This window comes from Modestobacter lapidis, assembly GCF_054780755.1.
Genome location: NZ_BAAGVS010000003.1, coordinates 330,100 through 347,292, shown reverse-complemented (window position 1 = coordinate 347,292; position 17,193 = coordinate 330,100). Strand labels below are relative to the sequence as shown.

The following is a 17,193-nucleotide window of genomic DNA, read 5'->3' as shown; positions in this document are numbered from 1 at the left end:
GCCCGAGCGGCGTGGCGGAACAGTCACTCGTCGCCTCTGCCGGGTCTGCTCTCGAGGGAACGTCACGCGATGCACCGCCTACATCTGCCGCGGGCGTTGGTCGACGCCGAAGGCGGTTCCGTGAGCGGAAACGGTCCACCGCTGTAACCGGAAATGGCCGCAGGGTGCGAGCGTGGCTGAACGCACCGTGCTTGTCCGCCTCCGGGCCAATGTGGACGACTTCAAGGCCCAGATGGATCGGGCCAAGAAGTCGACTGAGGACGTCGGCAAGACGACGGAGAAGTCGCAGCAGCAGGCGTCTACGGCGCTGGGGCGGCTGGCCCGGTCGGCGCAGGACAACCGTGCCGCGTGGGACGACGCCGGCATGGCGCTGGCCGGGTTCGGTGCGGTCACGGTTGCCGCGCTAGGCGCGACGGTGAAGGCCGCGATCGACTGGGAATCCGCCTGGGCCGGAGTAACGAAGACCGTCGACGGTTCGGCCACGGAAATGGCCGCGCTCGAGGGCGAGCTGCGCGGCCTGGCGCGGACGCTGCCGTCCACGCATAAGGAGATCGCCGCCGTTGCGGAGGCGGCCGGTCAGCTCGGGGTCAAGCGGCAGGACATCGCCGCCTTCACCAAGACGATGGTCGACCTTTCGCAGACGACCGACATGAGTGCTGACGAGGCTGCCACGAGCCTCGCGCAGATGATGAACGTGATGCAGACGGCCCCGGAAGATGTGGGCCGGTTGGGCGCTTCCCTGGTCGCTCTCGGCAACGCCGGGGCGTCCACGGAATCTGAAATTGTCAACATGGCGTCCTACATCACGGGTTCGGCGAAGCTGATTGGCGCGTCCGAGTCCGACGTGCTCGCGCTCAGCAACGCGATGGTCAGCGTCGGGATCAATGCTGAGCGTGGCGGCGGCGTGATGACCCGCGTCATGCAGGACATCTACGCGGCGGTCCAGACCGGCGGCTCTGAGCTGGAAGGCTTCGCCGAGGTCGCGGGTATGTCGTCGGCCGACTTCGCCCGCGCCTTCGAGAGCGACCCGGTTCGGGCCATCGACGCCGTTGTGCAGGGACTCAATGGTGTGCAGGAGTCCGGCGGCAACGTGGTCGCCACCCTGCATGATTTGGGCTACAAGGGCACCCAGGACACCGCGGTGCTGTTGCAGATGGCTGGCGCGGGTGACCTTCTCACGAAATCTCTCGACCTGGGTAATCAGTCGTGGCAGGAGAACACGGCACTCGTTGAGGAAGCCGCGAAGCGGTACGACACGACCGCCTCGCAGTTGGCGATCGCTCGCAACGGGATCAACGACGCCGCGATCGAGATCGGTGAGACGTTCCTGCCCGTGCTGGCGGACCTCGCTGGCGGGCTCGCCGACGTGGCGGGCTGGTTCGCGGATCTGCCTGACCCGGTGCAGAAGACCCTTGGAGGGCTGGCCGGAGTCGCTGGCGTGGCCTCTCTCGCGGCTGGCGCTTTCCTCTTGGTGTTCCCGCGGGTCATCGAGACGTACAAGGCGTTCCAGACGCTGAACACGACCATGCCGGGCGTTGCCGGCGGCCTCGGGAAAATCGGCAAGGCGATGGGGATCGCCGCCGGCATGGCTGTGCTGGGTACGGCGGTCAGCGCCCTCGACAGCGCGATGGCTCCGACTCCGGCGACGATGGAGGAGATGACGGCCGCCCTGCTGGACATGGGCAAGTCGATGGACACGGCCGCTTTGGACGAGCGGTTCCGTGCCCTCGGCGGCGGGCTCGCTACGGAGATCGACGGGTTCTCCGGCGCGGTCATGCGACTCACCGATCCCAGCAACATGGAGCGGCTGAACGACTTCGGCGGCTCGCTGTTCAACGCCGTCACTTTCGGGGCCGCGGGTACCGGTGGTGGCGCGGCGTCGCGGCGCCGCAGCCTTGAAGAGATCGAGGGGCTCGACCAGGCGCTTGCGCTGATGGTTCAGGGTGGCAACGCCGACATGGCGGCCAAGCAGTTCGAGGTGATGGCTGCGGAGGTGGAGCGGAACGGCGGCAGTGTCGCCGATCTGCGGGAACTGCTCCCCGGCTATCAGGATGCGTTGAAGGGCGTGGAGAACGAGCAGCGCCTTGCCGCGGAGTCCGCTACTGGGCTGGCTGGGGCGACTGGTGCCGCTTCGATTGCGGTCGCTGGCATTCCTGCTTCGGTTGAGTCGACGTACGGAAGCCTGGGGGCCTACGCCGCCTCTCTCGGCTTGAGTGAGGACGCCACCGAGGATCTCCGCAAGAAGACGGAGGAACTCGGGTCCACCCTCGCCGACTTCATCAACCCCCTGGGTGTGTACACGAGCCTGCTGGACGAGAAGAAGGCCGCGGAGGAATCGGCGGCGCGCAAGGCCGCGGAGGCCGCTGGGGCGAGCGCGGAATCGTGGCAGGACTTCGTCACCGACACCGGTTTCTCGTTCGACGAGTACATGCGTCGCCTCGAGGAACAGGTCAATGCGCAGGCGAACTGGCAGACGAACATGCTCACGTTGGCGGGCCGGGTGTCTCAGGGCACGCTGGACGAGTTGGCCCGCATGGGGCCGGAGGGCGCTCCTCTGGTGGCCGACCTGGTCAACCGGTCGGATGCGGAGCTGGACCGGTTCGACGACATCACCGCGATGCGGTCCAAGGAGGCAACCGATGCGTGGGGCGCGCAGCTGACGATGGCGGCCCCGGTGCTCGCGGGGATCTCGCGGAAGGCGGGTCAGGGCGCGGCGGATGCTGCGGCGGAGGCGCTGGCCTCCGGGACCAGCACGATCGCCGACATTGCGGCGCAGTACGGCATCACCCTCGCCAACGGGGTCAACCCTGTGCTGGCGGCGCTCGGCAAGAACGCGATCATCCCGGCTGCCCCGCGTGGGGTGCGCGGCCAGCCGATCCCGCACGCCGACGGCGGGATTGAGGATCACGTCGCGCAGATCGCCGCCGCCGGCGACTGGCGGGTGTGGGCGGAGGATGAGACGGGCGGGGAGGCGTACATACCGCTCTCCCCGGCGAAGCGTCCCCGGTCGCTGGACATCTGGCGTGAGACTGGCCGCCGGCTCGGTGTGGACGTGCAGGGCTACGCGTTCGGTGGGATCAACGACGTTCCGCGCCCGCCGTCGACCGCGCCCTTCCAGCCGCCGATCTCGTCCGGTGCTGATGCGGTCATGGAGAAGGCGTTCGATGAGCTGCGCGCCTGGCTGGCCGCGAACCTAGAGCCGGAGGCGTCGCCGTCTTCGTCGTCGGGCTTGGGCCCGCGTGCGGCGTCCGCCCGGCGGTACGTGATGGACACGTGGGGCATCCGGAACATCGGCGGCTTCGCCAAGCGGAACGTGTACGGGACGAACACGCCGTCGAAGCACTCAATGGGCAAGGCAATCGACGTGATGACGTCGAACCTGCGCATCGGCTGGGACATCGCGAACTTTTTCAACGGCCCCGGCCGCCGCCAATTCGGGGTGGACAACGTCATCTGGCAGCAGTCCATCGCTGGCCGCGGCGGCGGCGCCTTCAAGCGGATGCCGGACCGCGGGTCGCCCACGCAGAACCACATGGATCACCCGCACATCGACTTCCTCGCGAGGGGCGGTCTGCTCAACCCGCACGTGCGGGACATGGGCGGGCCGCTGCTGCCCGGCTACACGTTCAACGGCACCGGCTCACCAGAGACGGTTGTGCCTAACGGTCGTGCGGCGGATTCGTTCGACGTGTGGCAGCGGTCCAACTCGGGCGCGGTCGCTTCGGTGACCGACGCCCGCTCCTACCCGGTGACCGTGGTGGCCCCGCCCGACGTGAACGCCATGATCCGCGCTGTGCAGGACAATCAGCACACACAGAACTTCCTGCATGGCTGACCACTTGTGACCGCTGCAGCGATCTAGCTCTCGCCCCTCTGTGCCTCGAGAGCGAAAGCTAGATCGCTCAGCACCTGCCCCTTTCCCACCTTGCGATCTGCGGCGGTCAAGTCCACCAAGACTGTGTTGATGAAGACAAGGGCGTGGGCCAGCCTGAGGTCGCCCATTGATTCGAGGGCGTCGATTAGGTGTCTCGTGTACTCAGGGACGCTCATTCGGCCGGCCTGCTGCTCAATGTGGGCGGTACAAACGCCAACCGCCCTGAGTATCTCCTCGTCTGTTACGACAATGTCTTCACTCATGACAGAAGCCTCTCACTGATCTGCTGCTGACCGACACGCCGCCGGTCAGCAGCAGCGTCAGAAGTTGTACTCCCAGGCGCCCATCTGCCCCCAGGATGGGTCGAACACCAAGGTTCCGGCTGCTTCCGGCGCATCGATGACGACGTTGCCGACGTACATCTGTGCCGGGCCGAGTCCGTCGCTGGTGAACGTCTGGTCTGAGTCGAAGCACGAGTAGGTCGCCGCTGTGGCCAGTTCGTCGACAGTGATCCCATCGGATCCGATGAACTTGAAGTCGTACGGGGACACTGAGATGTAGTTGTCAGCCGTCAGTGCTGCGCTGGTGCTGACGCGCAAGGCGATCGCGATGATGTGGCCGTTCTCCGCGGGCTCGGCGTACTTCCCTGTGCAGGGCGCGTCAGGAGTGATCGAGTCGACGGCGAATGTCAGCAGCTGCTCGCCCGTGGGGCTGGTGATGCCACCCTCCTCGCCGAATCCCTTCACGAGGTTGCCGCGCTCGTTGGTGGCCGGCGTTGTGGAGCTGGCTGCGACTTCGCTTTCGGCTGCGGCGTCAGCGCTGGCGTTGGCTTCGACCTCGCTTTGAACGTCGGGCAGCTCCGGCCCGCCGGCGGTGTCCTCGGTGGCGGTGTTGCCGCACGCCGTCAGCGTGACCGCAGCCGCGGCGGCTATGGCTAGGCCGGTGACGCGGCGCATGATCACGGTACTCATCGGAAGCTCCCCGTTCGTGGGTCAGTGGTGACCGGTCGAAGGTAAGCGGAGCCGTTCCGAAACCGACCTGGCAGGAAGTGACGAAACTCCTGAGGTTGTGCAGAGGCGCGTCGAATGGAGCGCGGATAAGTCCTGTGACGTAATAAGCGAATGGCTCCCGCTGAATCCGCACCAGCACCCGCGTTCGCCATCCCGCCCGCGGCGCTCGCCGAGTGGTCTGAGCTGGCCCGCCAGATAGCTGACGCGGGCACGGTGCCGTGCCGGACGGCCGACCCGGAGGCGTGGTGGCCGGATAAGCGCGACAGCGTCGAGCTGGCGGTCGAGCTGTGCCGGCGGTGCCCGGTCCGGGCCGCCTGCCTCGACTACGCCCTGGCCGCTGACGAGCGGTATGGGATGTGGGGCGGCCTCCTCGTCGCCGAGCGGCAGGAGGTGACGGACCGTAGACGTCGCAGGTGGTAGCGACACGCCGGACCGTCTGCCCGGCTGAGGCTGTCCTGCGTCCTTGAGCTTGGGGTACGGGACTGCGGGTTGATCACACAACGTTGTCGCAGGTGGCTGGGCCATCCCCGCCGTGGTTTGCTATCGCCTCTTCATGCCACGAGTCACCATCACGCTCCGGAGTCGCCTCTATGAGTCAGACGAGAGACACCAGCGACGTCAGTGTGCTCTTCGCCGGCGAGGTGTACCAAGAACTGGTCCGCATCGCCAAGCAGCGCAACGTGTCGGTCGAGGACGTCTTGCGCGACGCAGTAAGCCTGGAGAAGTACGCCTTCGAGACGCGTCAGGGCGGCGGAAAGATCCTCGTCTGGACCCCAGACGGAGAGACGCGAGAACTTCAGGTGCAGTGAGCTCCGGCAACGAGTCGCCGAAAGGGGCGAACGGCTCTGACCCACAGCCCCCGAGGGTCGAAGGCCTTAAAGAACCTGAGTCAAGCAAGCTCGCGGTGGGGTTCGACGCCAAGGGGGCCTCTCTCGCGGCCGAGGGGCCGCGGGCGCCTGAAGACCTCCTGCGACTCCTCCTGCCGCCAGCACTGTCGATCCTTGGCCTCCCGGCGGCCATCACCGTGCTACTAGCCGACCGGTCCCTTTGGCTAGTCCTGGCTGCCCTGTCAGTCCCGCAGTTGATGGCACTGTTCTGGTGGGTCATCCTGTCAAGGGTCAGCAGAGTCACTGAACCTTCGCCTGCGCCGGCCAAATGACCGCGGACGATCAGTGTTCGGCTTTGCGACCGCATCGAGATCATCACCGGACATGCAGCCAAGGAGTCGAAGTATGAGGCGAAACATCACCCCAGCCGCGGTGTTCGCTGGACACCTTGCCGGGTTCACGGTTCTTGCGCTCATTCTCGGCGTCATCGTCGGCCTAGTGGTCTTCGCGCTCCATCCCTGGCTGCTCATCCTGCTCCCCATTGCGCTCCTGGCCGGGTGGCGGAACCAGCGCTATCCCGACCGCCGCCGTACGGCCGCCGAGGAACGCAAGCGGATCTACGGCTTCTAGACGGCACGCTTTTCCGACGTGTCCTGAGGCGTTCCGAACAACATTGAGCGCCGCCGTCGAGATGCCGGCGCGACTCAATGTTGTGCTGCGACGATGTAGGCGGCGCATCCGAGCCGGAAGACCGACACGCGGCGGATGCGTCCCTGCCGCTCCAGCGGGGTGAGCGTGCCGCTGGCGGTGGTCTGCGGCCAGTCAGTGAGGGCGCAAAGCTCCTTGACAGTGAGCCCGCGGTCGCCCTGTTCGGCGACGAGCTGCACGGCCCGGTCGCGCTTCGTCATGGCCGGCGGGGGCTCGGGCGCAGGACGCTCGCGGCGGACCCGCGCCTTGCGCTGCCGGCCATCCAGGGAGACGACCGTGGCGTCCTCGTCGTGCGGCACGACCTCGGCGACGTCGGCGGCGATCGTGGCCGGGGAGACGTTGAGACCGGCGGCCATGGCTCGCTGGGACATGCCCCGGGCGGACCAGGCGGCGACAGCATCACGGCGGGTGTCGATCGGCAGCCGGAACGCCTTGACCTCCGGGAGTTCGGCGGCGAGGTAGTCGTCCCACGTCGGGTAGTCCAGCGCCTCCCAGGCGCGGCCCTCCCACGCCTGCACGATCAGGTCGAGGGCGTCGGCGACCTTGGCCCGGATGCGCTGGGTGAGCTTCCGGGCGCCCCACTCGGTGAGGATCGTCGGTGCCCGTCCGTCGACCGCCGCGGTCACAGGAGACCCCGGGCGTGCTGCTGGGCCAGGGTGACGGTTGCGGCCCGTGCGGCGGCGGCGATCCGGCCACCGGAGCAGGCGACGTAGTCCATCGCCGCGTAGTGGTCCAGGAGCACCGTGAGGTCCGGGTCGGCCGCCTGGGCCTCATTGAGTCGGTCGAGGGTGTAGACGGCGCCGTGGGCGTCCTGCACGACGACAGCGGTGCGGGCGTACGTGGCGGCCTCGAGGATCGCGGCGGTGATCCTGGGGGAGGGGAGGAGCGTGGTGGCTTCCATACTTCCGAAATCGGCAGTATCGGCCTTCGACTACACCCGAAAACGGAAGCAGAATCACCCGGTCGGGTTAGTGCCGCTCCGCTCGGCCGCACGCACGACAGACGTGGCGTCCGTCGACAGGACTGGGGCGATCTTCTGGACATCGTCGAAGTCGAACGAGGCCGCGCCGTTGAACTTCCGACTCAGTGTCGACTGCGGGATGCCGGTGCTCTTGGAGAGCGCGTAGGCGCTCACGTCGCGCTCAGTCATCAGCCGGCGGATCTCCCGCCCGACGGCGGCGGAGAGCAACTCGGGCACGCGGGCAGCGTAGCGAGCCCTGGCGGCTGCCCGATGTCGGGACGGGGGCGTGCTGGTCGAGGCGGCTGCCGATACGAGACAGAGACGGCCGCCGAAGTGCGGCACGCGATGACGTGGAGGTAATCGATGGACCGCAGCGACCTCACCCCCGAGACGATCACCGACCCGTGGCAGAAGTTTCAGGCCGAGCACATCGGCCGGCAGACCAAGGCGCTGGAGTCCATGCGCGGCATGCTCACGGTCTGGATGGTCTTCACCGTCATCGGCGTGGTCATGATGCTGCTGACACTCTCCAACTGACCGCAGCGGGCGCCGGGGCGGACCGCTCAGCTTCTGAGCAGTCGAAGCCCCCCCTCGCGACAGCACTGAGCCCCGCCGTCATCGCGACGGCGGGGCTCAGTGCTCTTGCGGGTCAGCGCTGGGGTGGCTCCGACAACAAGGGCGTCCGCACCCGCGGACCCAATAACCCAAGATCGGCGACGGTCGGCCTCTTGCTGGAGGTGTTCTCCGCCGAGGAAACCTTCAGCCTCACGGGACGGTCGAAGGCTCGGGCGGGCCTCGACCGACCCGGCACCGGAGGCAGCGACGTCATCTGCTTGACCGGTTCGACGACCAGCTCGGAATCCTCCGACTCCTGCGCCGGGCCGCGTTCGGCCAGGAGGCTCGTGAGAGCCGCAGTCTCTGCTTTGGTCGCTGGTTCCGACGGGAGTTCCTCCCGCCCGAGCCACGCCGCGTCCAGCGCCTTGACGACCTCCGTCACCTTGCTCTTGTCGTAGGCCGTGTAGCGGGCGGTGGTCTGCGGCGAGTTGTGACCGAGCAACTCCTGGATCATCAGGACGTCCTTGGAAAGTCGGTAGGTCACCGTGGCGTACCGATGCCGCAGCTGATGGGCGGTTGCAGCGATGCCCTGACGCTTCAGGTGATGGTTGACGCTCTGCGATACCGAGTGAGGCGCGATCTGTCGGGCGTCGCGGCCGTAGAACATCGGTCCGGATCGCCGCCGACCGTGGGCCACCATCGCTTCGATGACGACAACGGGGGCCGGGACCACGCGTTCCTTGCCGCCCTTGCCTTCCCGCACCAGCAGGGTCGTCTCCTCATCCCCTGTCTGGAGGTCGCTCCAGTGCAGACCGGCAATCTCCTGGCACCTCAACCCGCAAAAGGCACCGAGGAGAATCATCAACCGGATTTTTGGCGTGGCGCTCTCGACTGCCTTGTGCAGGTCTGCCTCGGGCATAGGGCGCGGGACGCCTTGGGCGATCTTGGGTTGCGTCAGGCTGCCTGATGGGTCGACGGCGACGATCTGCATCTTGACCGCCCACTGGAACAACGCCCTGACGTGGCTGATGTACGCGTGGCGCGTTTCCGGGGCGCGGCCGGCCACAGACGTGCGCTCCCACGCCAGTAGGTCGGCCTCACTGATCTCGCGCAGCGGCTTACCGACGCGGAAGACCATGCGCTGTACGACGTCGCGGCGGACGCGGAGGGTGTTGGGACGGAGGCCACGCAGCTCGCGGCCCCACTCCAGGTAGTCCAGGAGGTCCGGGTCGGTGTCACCTCTGGCCGGGCTGTCGACCAGTCGCAGCGCGGTCACAGTCCCTTCACCGCCCTGAGCAGCTCGCCAGCATCGTCGGTCAGGCGCTCCCGCATCGGGACGCCGACCTCCTCGGCGATCTGGACGAGCGGCTCGAGGATGTCCTGCACGACGATCCCGAGCGCGCCGGCCGCGACGTAACCGAACTCCCGCGAACCCAGCTCCGCGATCGCCTCCTCGGTGAGCCGCTCCAGTTCCCGCGGCTTGTTGCTGACCGCGGCGAGGGTGAAGGCGAGACGGTTGGCCCGAGTGTTGATGGCGTCCAGGCTGACGACGCCGAGCGGCTCACCGCGGTCGTCGCTGAGCATGTACGTCTTGCCGCTCACACGTCACCGCCGTGCATCTTGATCGCCCGCAGCAGCTCCTCGGCCTTCTTGTGCGCGTCGGCGAGGAAGACCAACTCCTCTGCGTCGAACACGTCGTCCTCGGCCACGCCGAACTCGTCGACCTGGGGCGGCTCCATCCCGGTGTCGTCCTGCCACGTGTTGATGACGACCTCGATCACGCTGCCGTCGGCTCGCGTGTACTCCCCTACGGGCAGCTGGTGGTGAATCGCGTCGCAGTGGGCCCCGCCGATCCCGACCTTCGGGTGCTGGCCGTGGCACCAGAACGGGCACTCGGAGAAGAACAGGTGTGGGGTCAGCGCCTTCCGGTACGCGGCCCAGGCGCCGCGCTCCCAGAGGAGTCGGTCGACCTTGGCGGCGTCAGCCATCCAGTCGTCGGTTCGGTCGAACAGGTCGTCTGCCGAGATGAGCCCCTCGCGATGGGCGTACATGACGACGTCAGAGAGCTGCTTCGGGAACGGGCCCTCGGTGACCCAGTACATGGCGAAGTGCGGGTCGTTGCGGTCAGTGGCGAAGCGGGGCATGGCTGTGGGCTCCTTCGGTCAGCGTGCGGTGTGGGTAGCGGGCTGGTCTGACGGTTCGGTGGCGCGGCGGGTGTCCCGCTCGGCGCGGCGGATGATGAGCAGCAGCTCAAGGTCGATGCGCTGCCGGCGCGTCACGCGGACGTCCCGGCGAGCTGACGGAGCCGTGACCAAGCCGCGGCGATGGCAACGGGCGGCGGGTACAGCGGGCTGTCGATGTGGCGGACGTAGTCGTCCTGCCGGATGCGATGCGTAGCGTTCGGCATGGGTCTTCTGCCTCCTGGGGCGGGAGATCAAGACCCCGCTTTGGTGTTCCAGCACCGGGCGGGGTCACCCTCGTTTCGAGGACGGGGTGACCCTGGCACTTGCGGTGCCGGTCGTCTTCCTGGTGCTGCCGGTCACCGTTCTGTTCGCCCTGTTCCCGGGGCTGATCAGCATCGTCTCGCTGGCGCAGTGACGCCGGTGATCAACTGGAGGAAGGACGACGGATGCGCATGTATGCGTTCCTGATCGCTGCGCTGGCGGCCCTGGTGGACCGGGCGCGGGGCGAGGATGCCGAGCGGGGCGATGTCCCCGGCTGGGTGATGATCACGGTGATGACGGCGGCCCTCGTGCTGGCGATCCTCATCCCGTTCCGCGAGGCGATCGTCTCCGCCGTGCAGAACGCGTTGACCTCCGTCACGAGTGCCGGCTGATCCAGGACCCCCCGCTCCTCGCAGGCTCGCAGCGGGGCCCTGCACGGGGGCCGGGGCGGGACCCTGCAGAGGGGCCAGGCGACGGCGACCGCGAGCGGGGCAGCGCGGTCGTCGACTTCGTGCTGGTCGGAGTGCTGGTCGTCGCGCTGTTGCTGGCAGTGCTGCAGGTCGCGGTCTACGTGCACGTGCGCAACGTGGTGGTGGCCAGCGCCCAGGAGGGCGCCCGGTACGCGGCCAACGCGGACGTGCCGGTGGCGATGGGCGCCGCGCGGACCCTGGAGGTGGTCGCCGCGGCGACGTCGGACGGAACGGCGGCGGGGCTGGCGTGCACCTCGGTGCAGGAGGTGGACGACAGCGGCCTGACGCTGGTCGTCGTCCAGTGCTCGGGGGCGGTGCCCAGCCTGTTCGCCGCGTTGGGTGACCTGCTGCCGTTGCGCGCCACCGGGCGTGCGGTGGAGGAGGAGCCGTGAGCCGCCGGCGGGGCGACGACGGCGAGCGCGGGTCGGCGATCGTGGAGTTCGTGTTCATCGCGCTGGTGGTGTTCCTGCCGCTGGTGTACATCGTCGCCGGGTTCTCGGCGGTGCAGCGCGGGGTGTTCGCGGCGAATGCGGCGGCGCGGGAGGCCGGGCGCGCGCTGGGCACCGCGCCGGACCCGGTCAGCGGGCAGTCGCGGGCGGAGGCGGCCGTCGCGCTGGCCGTGCAGGACCAGTCGGTGGCGGCGACCGACGTCCGGCTGGCGTACGCGCCGGTGGGCGCCGGGTGCGGTGCGGCGGGTACCTACCTGCCGGCGTTGACGCCGGGGGAGGAGTTCTCGGTCTGCGTGACCGTGACGGTGCGCATCCCGCTGCTGCCGGAGTTCATCGACGCCAACACCGCCACCGGGCAGTTCGTCGTCGAGCGGGACCGGTACGTCGACGGCTGAGCTGACCGCCGCCGTTGTGCGCTCATCGCCTGCGTCCCCGACGGCGGACACAGGCGAGCAGCCGACGACCGTGAGCGCGGCAGGTCACCGGACGGCGAAATCGTGCCGGTCAGTAGGCGCCGCCGGCCGCCGAGATGGCGATCCGGACCCGCTCCTTCCCGGCCTCGGTGTGGTCCAGGATGAGCGCCCGTGCCCCGTCGGGGTCTCGCGCCTCGAGGAAGTCCACGACCGCGACGTGGTCGGCAGTGAAGCGGTCGAGGGTCTTCTCCACGCCGTGCAGTGCCCGGGACATCACCGCGGGGAGTGACAACCTCCGGTACGCCGCCGACAGGCTGGCGTTCCCGGCGAGCCCGACGACGGCCTCGTGGAAGTGGGCATTGGCGGTGACGTAGGCGTCGACGTCAACGAACCGGTCGGCGGCAATCCAGGGCAGTGTTCCTTGGGCGGCTGCACGCAGGCTCGCGAGTTGGTCCGCGGCGAGGGAGCCGCCCATCTGGTCGATCACGCCGCACTCGATCGCGGCGCGGGCGTCGTAGGCCTGCCAGGCGGTCTCCACGGTGACCGGCGTGACGGTGTACCCGCCGCTGCCGGCGACGAGCAGGCCGTCCGAACGCAGTTGCTGGAGGGCGCGGAAGACCGGCGCCCGGCCGACGTCGAGTTCGGTGGCCATGCCCTCCACGGTGATCGACTCGCCGAGTGCGACGGTTCGGCTGAGAACGCGTTCACGGATCTCGCGGTAGACGGAGTCGTCGAGCGTCTCGGCGAACCGTCCGAAGGACCCCCGGAAGTAGGCCAGGGGTGCACCGGGTCCGGCGGTCGCGGTCTGCACCTCGGCGAAGAAGACGCTGTGCGTGGCCACGTCGACGCACTCGCGGACCCGGCACTCGAGGTGAGCGAGGGACTCGGCGATCACCGGTACGTCGAGCGTCCCCGCGGCGAGCGCCACGTCCCGGAACTTGTCCGGGTGCCGGGTGGCGAACTGTGTGGCCAGTTCGCCTTGGTCTTCGGAGAGGATGTTGATCGCGAAGACCCCCGACGACCGCACCGCGTCGTTGGTGGGCAGCCGTCGGTTGAGGCAGACCAGCACCATCGGGGGGTCCATCGACAGCGAGGAGACGGCGCTGGCGGTCACGCCGAACTGCTGGCCGCCGTCCCGGGTGGTGATGACGGTGACCCCGCTGGTGAAGTGGCCGACGACGTCGCGGAAGACCGCCTGATCGGTGGTGGTGGTCACGGTGGGTGGGCCGGAGACGGTCATGACGCTCCCTGGGTCATCAGGACGGGGCTGCGATCGGGCCGGTTGCCGACCAGTGCGGCGAGCAGCAGCGAGCGGAGGGACCCCGCGTCGACGGGGCGGGGGTTGCTCGGGGGCGCGGTGACGACCGTGGCGGCCACGTCGTCGATGCCCGCTGGGTCGAAGCCGATCTCGGCCAGGCTCCGGGGCGCGCCGATCCGCCCGGCCAGCTCCCACAACCCCGTGGGCGCATCCTCGGCGCCCAGAGCGGCGGCGAGCCCCGCCATCGGCTCGGGCGCGGCCTCACGGTTGTACGCCGCGGCGTATGGCAGAAGCACCGCGTGGAGCCCGCCGTGCGGGAGCCGCTGGGCGCCGCCGAGCACGTGGCAGAGCTTGTGGTGGATGCCCATCGTGGCGTTGCCGAGAGCGATGCCCGCGAGCCAGGCACCGTAGGCGGCTAGCGCCCGCGCGTCGGAGTCCCCGGGTTCACGGACACAACGGGGAAGCGCGTCGGCCAGCGCGCGCACCGCCTCTACGGCGGCGAGCCGGACCAGCGGCGAGGCATCGCTGCTGTACGTCGCCTCGACGCAGTGTGCGACGGCGTTCATCCCGCTGACCGCGGTGAGCGACGGGGACAACGAGTGCGTTAGGTCCGGGTCGTAGACGACGGTCCGGGGCAGGACCCGGGGATCGCGGCCGGTCGTCTTACGGGTTCCGTCGGTGAGGCCCCAGATCGACGTCATCTCGCTGCCCGCGTACGTCGTGGGGACTGCGAGGACCGGCAGCCGCCGCTCCCTGGCCACCGCCTTCGCCAGTCCGGTCGCCGATCCGCCGCCGAGGGCGACCACCAGGTCGGCACCGCACCGGTCGGCCTCCGCGACCGCTGCGCGCGCCACCTCGACCGGAACGTGCTCGGTCACCCCGGTGAGGCCGCCGACCAGACGTGCGCCCAGGTCCGCCGCCAGCACGTCGCGGGCGTCCGCGGAGTGCGAGCCGGCCACGAGCAGGACCCGTTCGCCGCCCAGGGCGGCGGCCTCGGCGGCGACCCGGTGCAGGCTGCCGGCGCCGAAGACGACGCGGGGACCGGGCATGTCGTGCACGAAGCGCATGGACGAGAGCGTGTCCATGACCCGTTAACGGACGCGAAAAGCCTCGGTATGTTCCGCCTGTGCCCGGGTCGGTGAGCGATGTCACGTGAGGGCCGGCGGCGTTCGCCGACGGTCATCCGCAGCAAGTTCACCGTGCCGCCGCTGGCTGAGCGACTCGTCGCGCGGCCGCGCATCGCCCAGCTGATCGCCGAGCTCGTCGAGGCGCACCGACTGGTCTGGATCACCGCCACCGCGGGCGCAGGCAAGACGACGGCCGCCGTCCAGGCTGCCGCCGCGCTCGGCCGGCCGGTCGCCTGGCTGACGCTGGACGCGACCGATGTCGCCCCCGGGCGGCTGCTCGTCTACCTGGAAGCGGCCATCGCCGCCCGGGTGCCCGAGGCCGCGGGCGTGGTCAGCAGCGCGCTGGGCGCACGCATCCCGCACGCCGAGGCGGCGGGTCTGCTGGCGGAGTCGATCGGGGACACCGCGCTCCTGCTCGTCGTGGACGGGCTGGACCAGCTGGCAGGGGAGGGGGCCGCCGACGCCCGGGCCGTCCTAGCGGCGCTCGCCCGCTACGCGCCCTCGACCTCCCGCATCCTGCTGCTCGGCCGGGTGGACGTGCCCATCGACGTCCGCGGCGCCGGCGCAGACCGGGCCGCGGCGGTGGGCGAGGCCGACCTGGCCTTCCGGCCGGACGAGGCCGCCGAGGCGCTGGCGGAGGCCGGGATGACCGACATCGACCCGGTGCGCGCGGTTGAGGCCACGGGCGGGTGGGTCACCGGTGTGCTCTTCGAGGCCTGGCGTTCCCGCGAACACGTGGCCGGTGCGGGCGGTGAGGCCGATCCGCTGCACGGCTACCTCGCCTCCCAGATTCTCAGCCACCTCGACGAGGCCGACGAGGAGTTCCTGGTGGGCACCGCGCTTCTCGACGAAGTGACTGCCGCGCGGGCCGCCGCACTCGGTCAGCAGCGGGCCGGTGAGCGGCTCGCCGCCCTGCGCGCCCACCACCTCCCGGTCTCCTGGGACGCCGGGAAGGGCGGCATGCGGTGCCACCCGCGCTTCCGGGAGTACCTCCGGACACGTTTGGAGCGCAGGGAGCCCGCCGACGTGCGGCTGCTGCGCCGGGCCCATGGGGAGCTGATGGTCAGCGAGGGCCACCTGGAGGAGGCAGTCGAGGAGTTTCTCGCGGCGGGCGCGCCAGAACTCGCCCTGGGTGCGGCCGAGACCGGCATCCATGCGGTGATCGGACGACTTGACTTCGCCGTGGCCGAGCGCTGGCTGGCCGCCCTGCGCGGCCAGGACCGGCAGGGCGTGCGGCGCCTGGCCACGGCGGAGCTCATGCTGGCCATCGCCCGGGAGGACTACCGCAGCGGCGAGGCCATCGCGGATCGGCTGGCGGCCGAGGGCCACCGGGAGGAGTTGGCCCGGCGGTCGACGACGGCCGCCAGCCTGATGGCCTGGTGCTACTGGCACCTGGGGCGGATCGAGGACGCCCGCGCCGTCATCACGGCGGGCGAGTCCAGTCCCGAACTCGACGCGGTGGTTTACCTGATGTCCCTGGTGCGGCACGAGCCCGGAACCGGCCCGCCGACGCTGAGCGGCGGACCGATGGACGCCTTGGTCATGCGGGTCCACTACGCGCACGGGCGTCTTCACGAGGTCACCAGCGCGCCGACCTCGCCGTGGGCCGCCGCCGTTTCCGCGCCGTGGCGGGTGGGAGCGCTCCGCGCCACCGGGCGGCTGGCGGAGGCGCTGGCGCTGTACCGCGCGGCCGACGCGGGGGACTGGTCCCCAGCCTGGATGCACGGGATGGTCGGCGCGGAGCTCATGATCGACCTCGGCAAGAAGGCGGAGGCGCGGGCGGTCATCCAGCGGGGCCGGGAGCTCATCCAGGCCAGCGGGTCCGTGGTGTTCGAGTGGCTCAACCGGATCATCGAGGCAAAGGCCGAGTTGCGTCTGGGCGGTGACCCGGCGGTGGCCATGGCGCTGCTCGACGAGGTGGAGGCGGCCGGCGGCCGCCGGTACGAGTTCATCGCCGAGGCCCTCGATACCTGGCGTGGCCTGGCGCTGCTCCGCGCGGACCGTTCCGTACGGCAGGCCGCGGCGCTGCTCGGTCATGCGGTTAATAGCATGCGCGCTGCGGGCCGGGTCCTCGACCTTCCCACGGCGGCGATCTACCTCGCCGAGGCGAGGTGGCGTCTCGGTGAGGCCGGTGCGGCCGATGCCGCCGCCGACCAGGCCCTGGCCGCGGCCGCCCGCCAGGAGTCCAACCACCAGGTGCTGCTCGCCCTCGCCGACTTTCCGGCGGTCGTCTCCCGCCGGCTCGATGCCGAGGCCGGCGCCGACTCCGCCTGGCACGACGTGGGCCGGGCGCTGCGGGCGCGGGGCATCTCGGTGGACCCCGCGGCGCGAACCGTCCTGGTCTTGGCGGAGTTCGGCCGGACGGAACTGACCGTGGACGGCCGTGTGGTCAAGCCACGGATCGCGAAGAGCTTGACCCTGCTGGCTTACCTCGCGGCGGCGCCGGGGCACCGGGCCACCCGGGAGGAGTTACTGGCCGCCCTCTTCGGCGGCCGCAACGACGACTCGGCGCGCGCCTACCTGCGGCAGGCGGTCCACCGGCTGCGGGAGGTGCTACCTGACGGTGTCGGGCCGGTCTTTGCCGGCAGCGTGCTTGCCTTCCCCGCCCCGGTGGCCCTAGACGGCGAAGCCAATCGTGCCGAGGCGTTGCTCGCCGAGGCCGCTCGGCTGCGCGGGGAGGCGCAGTTCAGCGTCCTGCTCCGCGCGCTGGAACTGCTCGACCGCGGCCCGTACCTGCCCGGCGTCGAGTCGGCGTGGGCCGACCAGCGCAGGCGGGAACTGGCGTCGCGAGCCGTGGAGGCGCGCTTGTCCGCAGCGCACCTCGCCTTCGCCGCGGAGCGCTACCGGGAGGCCGAGGACCTGGTCGAGGCCGTCCTCGCGGTCGACCCGTACAAGGAGAGCGCCTGGCGGTTGAGGATGCGCATCGCCGACGCCCTCGGCGACGCGGACCGGGTCATCACCACGTTCCGCCGGTGCCGGCAGGCACTCGACGAGCTGGACCTGACCCCCGCCGACTCGACGCAGCAGCTGCTCGACCAACTCCGCCGCTGACCGGCACGGCCGGGTTTCTCCCCGGTTAACGCACTGGGCCCAAGGT

General features: G+C 69.9%; 19 protein-coding genes. 9 read left to right on the top strand and 10 right to left on the bottom strand.

The features are described 5' to 3' along the window. The first annotated feature begins 172 nt into the window (after window positions 1–172). Window positions 173–3,835: a phage tail tape measure protein gene (locus ACYVG5_RS06750; protein WP_222046060.1), complete on the top strand. Its 3,663-nt coding sequence runs from the start codon at window positions 173–175 to the stop codon at window positions 3,833–3,835. Window positions 3,836–3,858: 23 nt separating this feature from the next. On the opposite strand, the gene ACYVG5_RS06745 is transcribed toward ACYVG5_RS06750, so the two are convergent. Both ACYVG5_RS06745 and ACYVG5_RS06740 read right to left on the bottom strand, forming a co-directional pair. Next, window positions 3,859–4,137 carry a hypothetical protein gene (locus tag ACYVG5_RS06745; RefSeq protein ID WP_222046059.1) on the bottom strand — a complete coding sequence of 93 codons (279 nt, stop codon included), beginning with the start codon at window positions 4,135–4,137 and terminating at the stop codon, window positions 3,859–3,861. Between the two features lie 57 nt (window positions 4,138–4,194). Then, entirely contained in the window at window positions 4,195–4,845 is a 651-nt protein-coding gene (locus ACYVG5_RS06740) for a hypothetical protein (protein WP_222046058.1), read from the bottom strand. A gap of 150 nt (window positions 4,846–4,995) precedes the next feature. On the opposite strand from ACYVG5_RS06740, the gene ACYVG5_RS06735 reads away from it, so the two are divergent. The 3 genes from ACYVG5_RS06735 to ACYVG5_RS06725 all read left to right on the top strand — a co-directional run bounded on the left by ACYVG5_RS06735 (window position 4,996) and on the right by ACYVG5_RS06725 (window position 6,341). Then, a complete protein-coding gene (locus ACYVG5_RS06735; protein ID WP_222046057.1) occupies window positions 4,996–5,304 on the top strand; it encodes a WhiB family transcriptional regulator in 309 nt (102 codons plus the stop codon). A gap of 170 nt (window positions 5,305–5,474) precedes the next feature. Beyond that, on the top strand, window positions 5,475–5,693 hold the full coding sequence (locus ACYVG5_RS06730; protein ID WP_222046056.1) for a hypothetical protein: 219 nt from the start codon (window positions 5,475–5,477) through the stop codon (window positions 5,691–5,693). Window positions 5,694–6,116: 423 nt separating this feature from the next. Then, window positions 6,117–6,341 carry a hypothetical protein gene (locus tag ACYVG5_RS06725; RefSeq protein ID WP_460683045.1) on the top strand — a complete coding sequence of 75 codons (225 nt, stop codon included), beginning with the start codon at window positions 6,117–6,119 and terminating at the stop codon, window positions 6,339–6,341. Window positions 6,342–6,415: 74 nt separating this feature from the next. Here the strand turns inward: ACYVG5_RS06725 and ACYVG5_RS06720 are convergent, their stop codons facing one another. The 3 genes from ACYVG5_RS06720 to ACYVG5_RS06710 are packed head-to-tail and all read right to left on the bottom strand — an operon-like array spanning window position 6,416 to window position 7,617. Beyond that, entirely contained in the window at window positions 6,416–7,045 is a 630-nt protein-coding gene (locus tag ACYVG5_RS06720) for a helix-turn-helix domain-containing protein (RefSeq protein WP_222046054.1), read from the bottom strand. Next, a complete protein-coding gene (locus tag ACYVG5_RS06715; protein ID WP_222046052.1) occupies window positions 7,042–7,320 on the bottom strand; it encodes a hypothetical protein in 279 nt (92 codons plus the stop codon). The genes ACYVG5_RS06720 and ACYVG5_RS06715 overlap by 4 nt, the downstream gene beginning before the upstream one ends. Before the next feature lie 54 nt (window positions 7,321–7,374). Beyond that, on the bottom strand, window positions 7,375–7,617 hold the full coding sequence (locus ACYVG5_RS06710) for a helix-turn-helix domain-containing protein (RefSeq protein ID WP_222046051.1): 243 nt from the start codon (window positions 7,615–7,617) through the stop codon (window positions 7,375–7,377). Between the two features lie 126 nt (window positions 7,618–7,743). Between ACYVG5_RS06710 and ACYVG5_RS06705 the strand changes: the two genes are divergently transcribed. Continuing rightward, window positions 7,744–7,917, top strand: coding sequence for a hypothetical protein (locus ACYVG5_RS06705; RefSeq protein WP_222046049.1), 174 nt, complete (start codon window positions 7,744–7,746; stop codon window positions 7,915–7,917). Window positions 7,918–8,029: 112 nt separating this feature from the next. On the opposite strand, the gene ACYVG5_RS06700 is transcribed toward ACYVG5_RS06705, so the two are convergent. Genes ACYVG5_RS06700 through ACYVG5_RS06690 form a run of 3 tightly spaced genes read right to left on the bottom strand, consistent with a single transcriptional unit; the run spans window position 8,030 to window position 10,079 of the window. Further along, window positions 8,030–9,211 carry a tyrosine-type recombinase/integrase gene (locus tag ACYVG5_RS06700; RefSeq protein WP_222046047.1) on the bottom strand — a complete coding sequence of 394 codons (1,182 nt, stop codon included), beginning with the start codon at window positions 9,209–9,211 and terminating at the stop codon, window positions 8,030–8,032. Continuing rightward, entirely contained in the window at window positions 9,208–9,537 is a 330-nt protein-coding gene (locus ACYVG5_RS06695; protein ID WP_222046045.1) for a hypothetical protein, read from the bottom strand. The genes ACYVG5_RS06700 and ACYVG5_RS06695 overlap by 4 nt, the downstream gene beginning before the upstream one ends. Then, window positions 9,534–10,079 carry a hypothetical protein gene (locus tag ACYVG5_RS06690; protein ID WP_222046043.1) on the bottom strand — a complete coding sequence of 182 codons (546 nt, stop codon included), beginning with the start codon at window positions 10,077–10,079 and terminating at the stop codon, window positions 9,534–9,536. Before ACYVG5_RS06690 ends, ACYVG5_RS06695 begins: the two co-directional genes overlap by 4 nt. 485 nt (window positions 10,080–10,564) lie before the next feature. On the opposite strand from ACYVG5_RS06690, the gene ACYVG5_RS06685 reads away from it, so the two are divergent. The 3 genes from ACYVG5_RS06685 to ACYVG5_RS06675 are packed head-to-tail and all read left to right on the top strand — an operon-like array spanning window position 10,565 to window position 11,693. Beyond that, complete coding sequence (locus ACYVG5_RS06685) at window positions 10,565–10,771, top strand: hypothetical protein (protein WP_222046042.1); 207 nt, start codon at window positions 10,565–10,567, stop codon at window positions 10,769–10,771. After that, a complete protein-coding gene (locus ACYVG5_RS06680) occupies window positions 10,768–11,241 on the top strand; it encodes a TadE/TadG family type IV pilus assembly protein (protein WP_460683056.1) in 474 nt (157 codons plus the stop codon). The genes ACYVG5_RS06685 and ACYVG5_RS06680 overlap by 4 nt, the downstream gene beginning before the upstream one ends. Continuing rightward, window positions 11,238–11,693 (top strand): hypothetical protein, encoded by a 456-nt coding sequence (locus tag ACYVG5_RS06675; protein ID WP_460683044.1) that lies wholly within the window; start codon window positions 11,238–11,240, stop codon window positions 11,691–11,693. Before ACYVG5_RS06680 ends, ACYVG5_RS06675 begins: the two co-directional genes overlap by 4 nt. 109 nt (window positions 11,694–11,802) lie before the next feature. Here ACYVG5_RS06675 and ACYVG5_RS06670 read toward each other — a convergent pair whose 3' ends face one another. After that, window positions 11,803–12,951: a flavin reductase gene (locus tag ACYVG5_RS06670; RefSeq protein ID WP_222046040.1), complete on the bottom strand. Its 1,149-nt coding sequence runs from the start codon at window positions 12,949–12,951 to the stop codon at window positions 11,803–11,805. Beyond that, entirely contained in the window at window positions 12,948–14,036 is a 1,089-nt protein-coding gene (locus ACYVG5_RS06665; protein WP_222046038.1) for a maleylacetate reductase, read from the bottom strand. Before ACYVG5_RS06665 ends, ACYVG5_RS06670 begins: the two co-directional genes overlap by 4 nt. A gap of 78 nt (window positions 14,037–14,114) precedes the next feature. Here ACYVG5_RS06665 and ACYVG5_RS06660 point away from each other — a divergent pair, with 78 nt between their 5' ends. Beyond that, entirely contained in the window at window positions 14,115–17,147 is a 3,033-nt protein-coding gene (locus tag ACYVG5_RS06660; protein ID WP_222046036.1) for a BTAD domain-containing putative transcriptional regulator, read from the top strand. The last annotated feature ends 46 nt before the right edge of the window (window positions 17,148–17,193 follow it).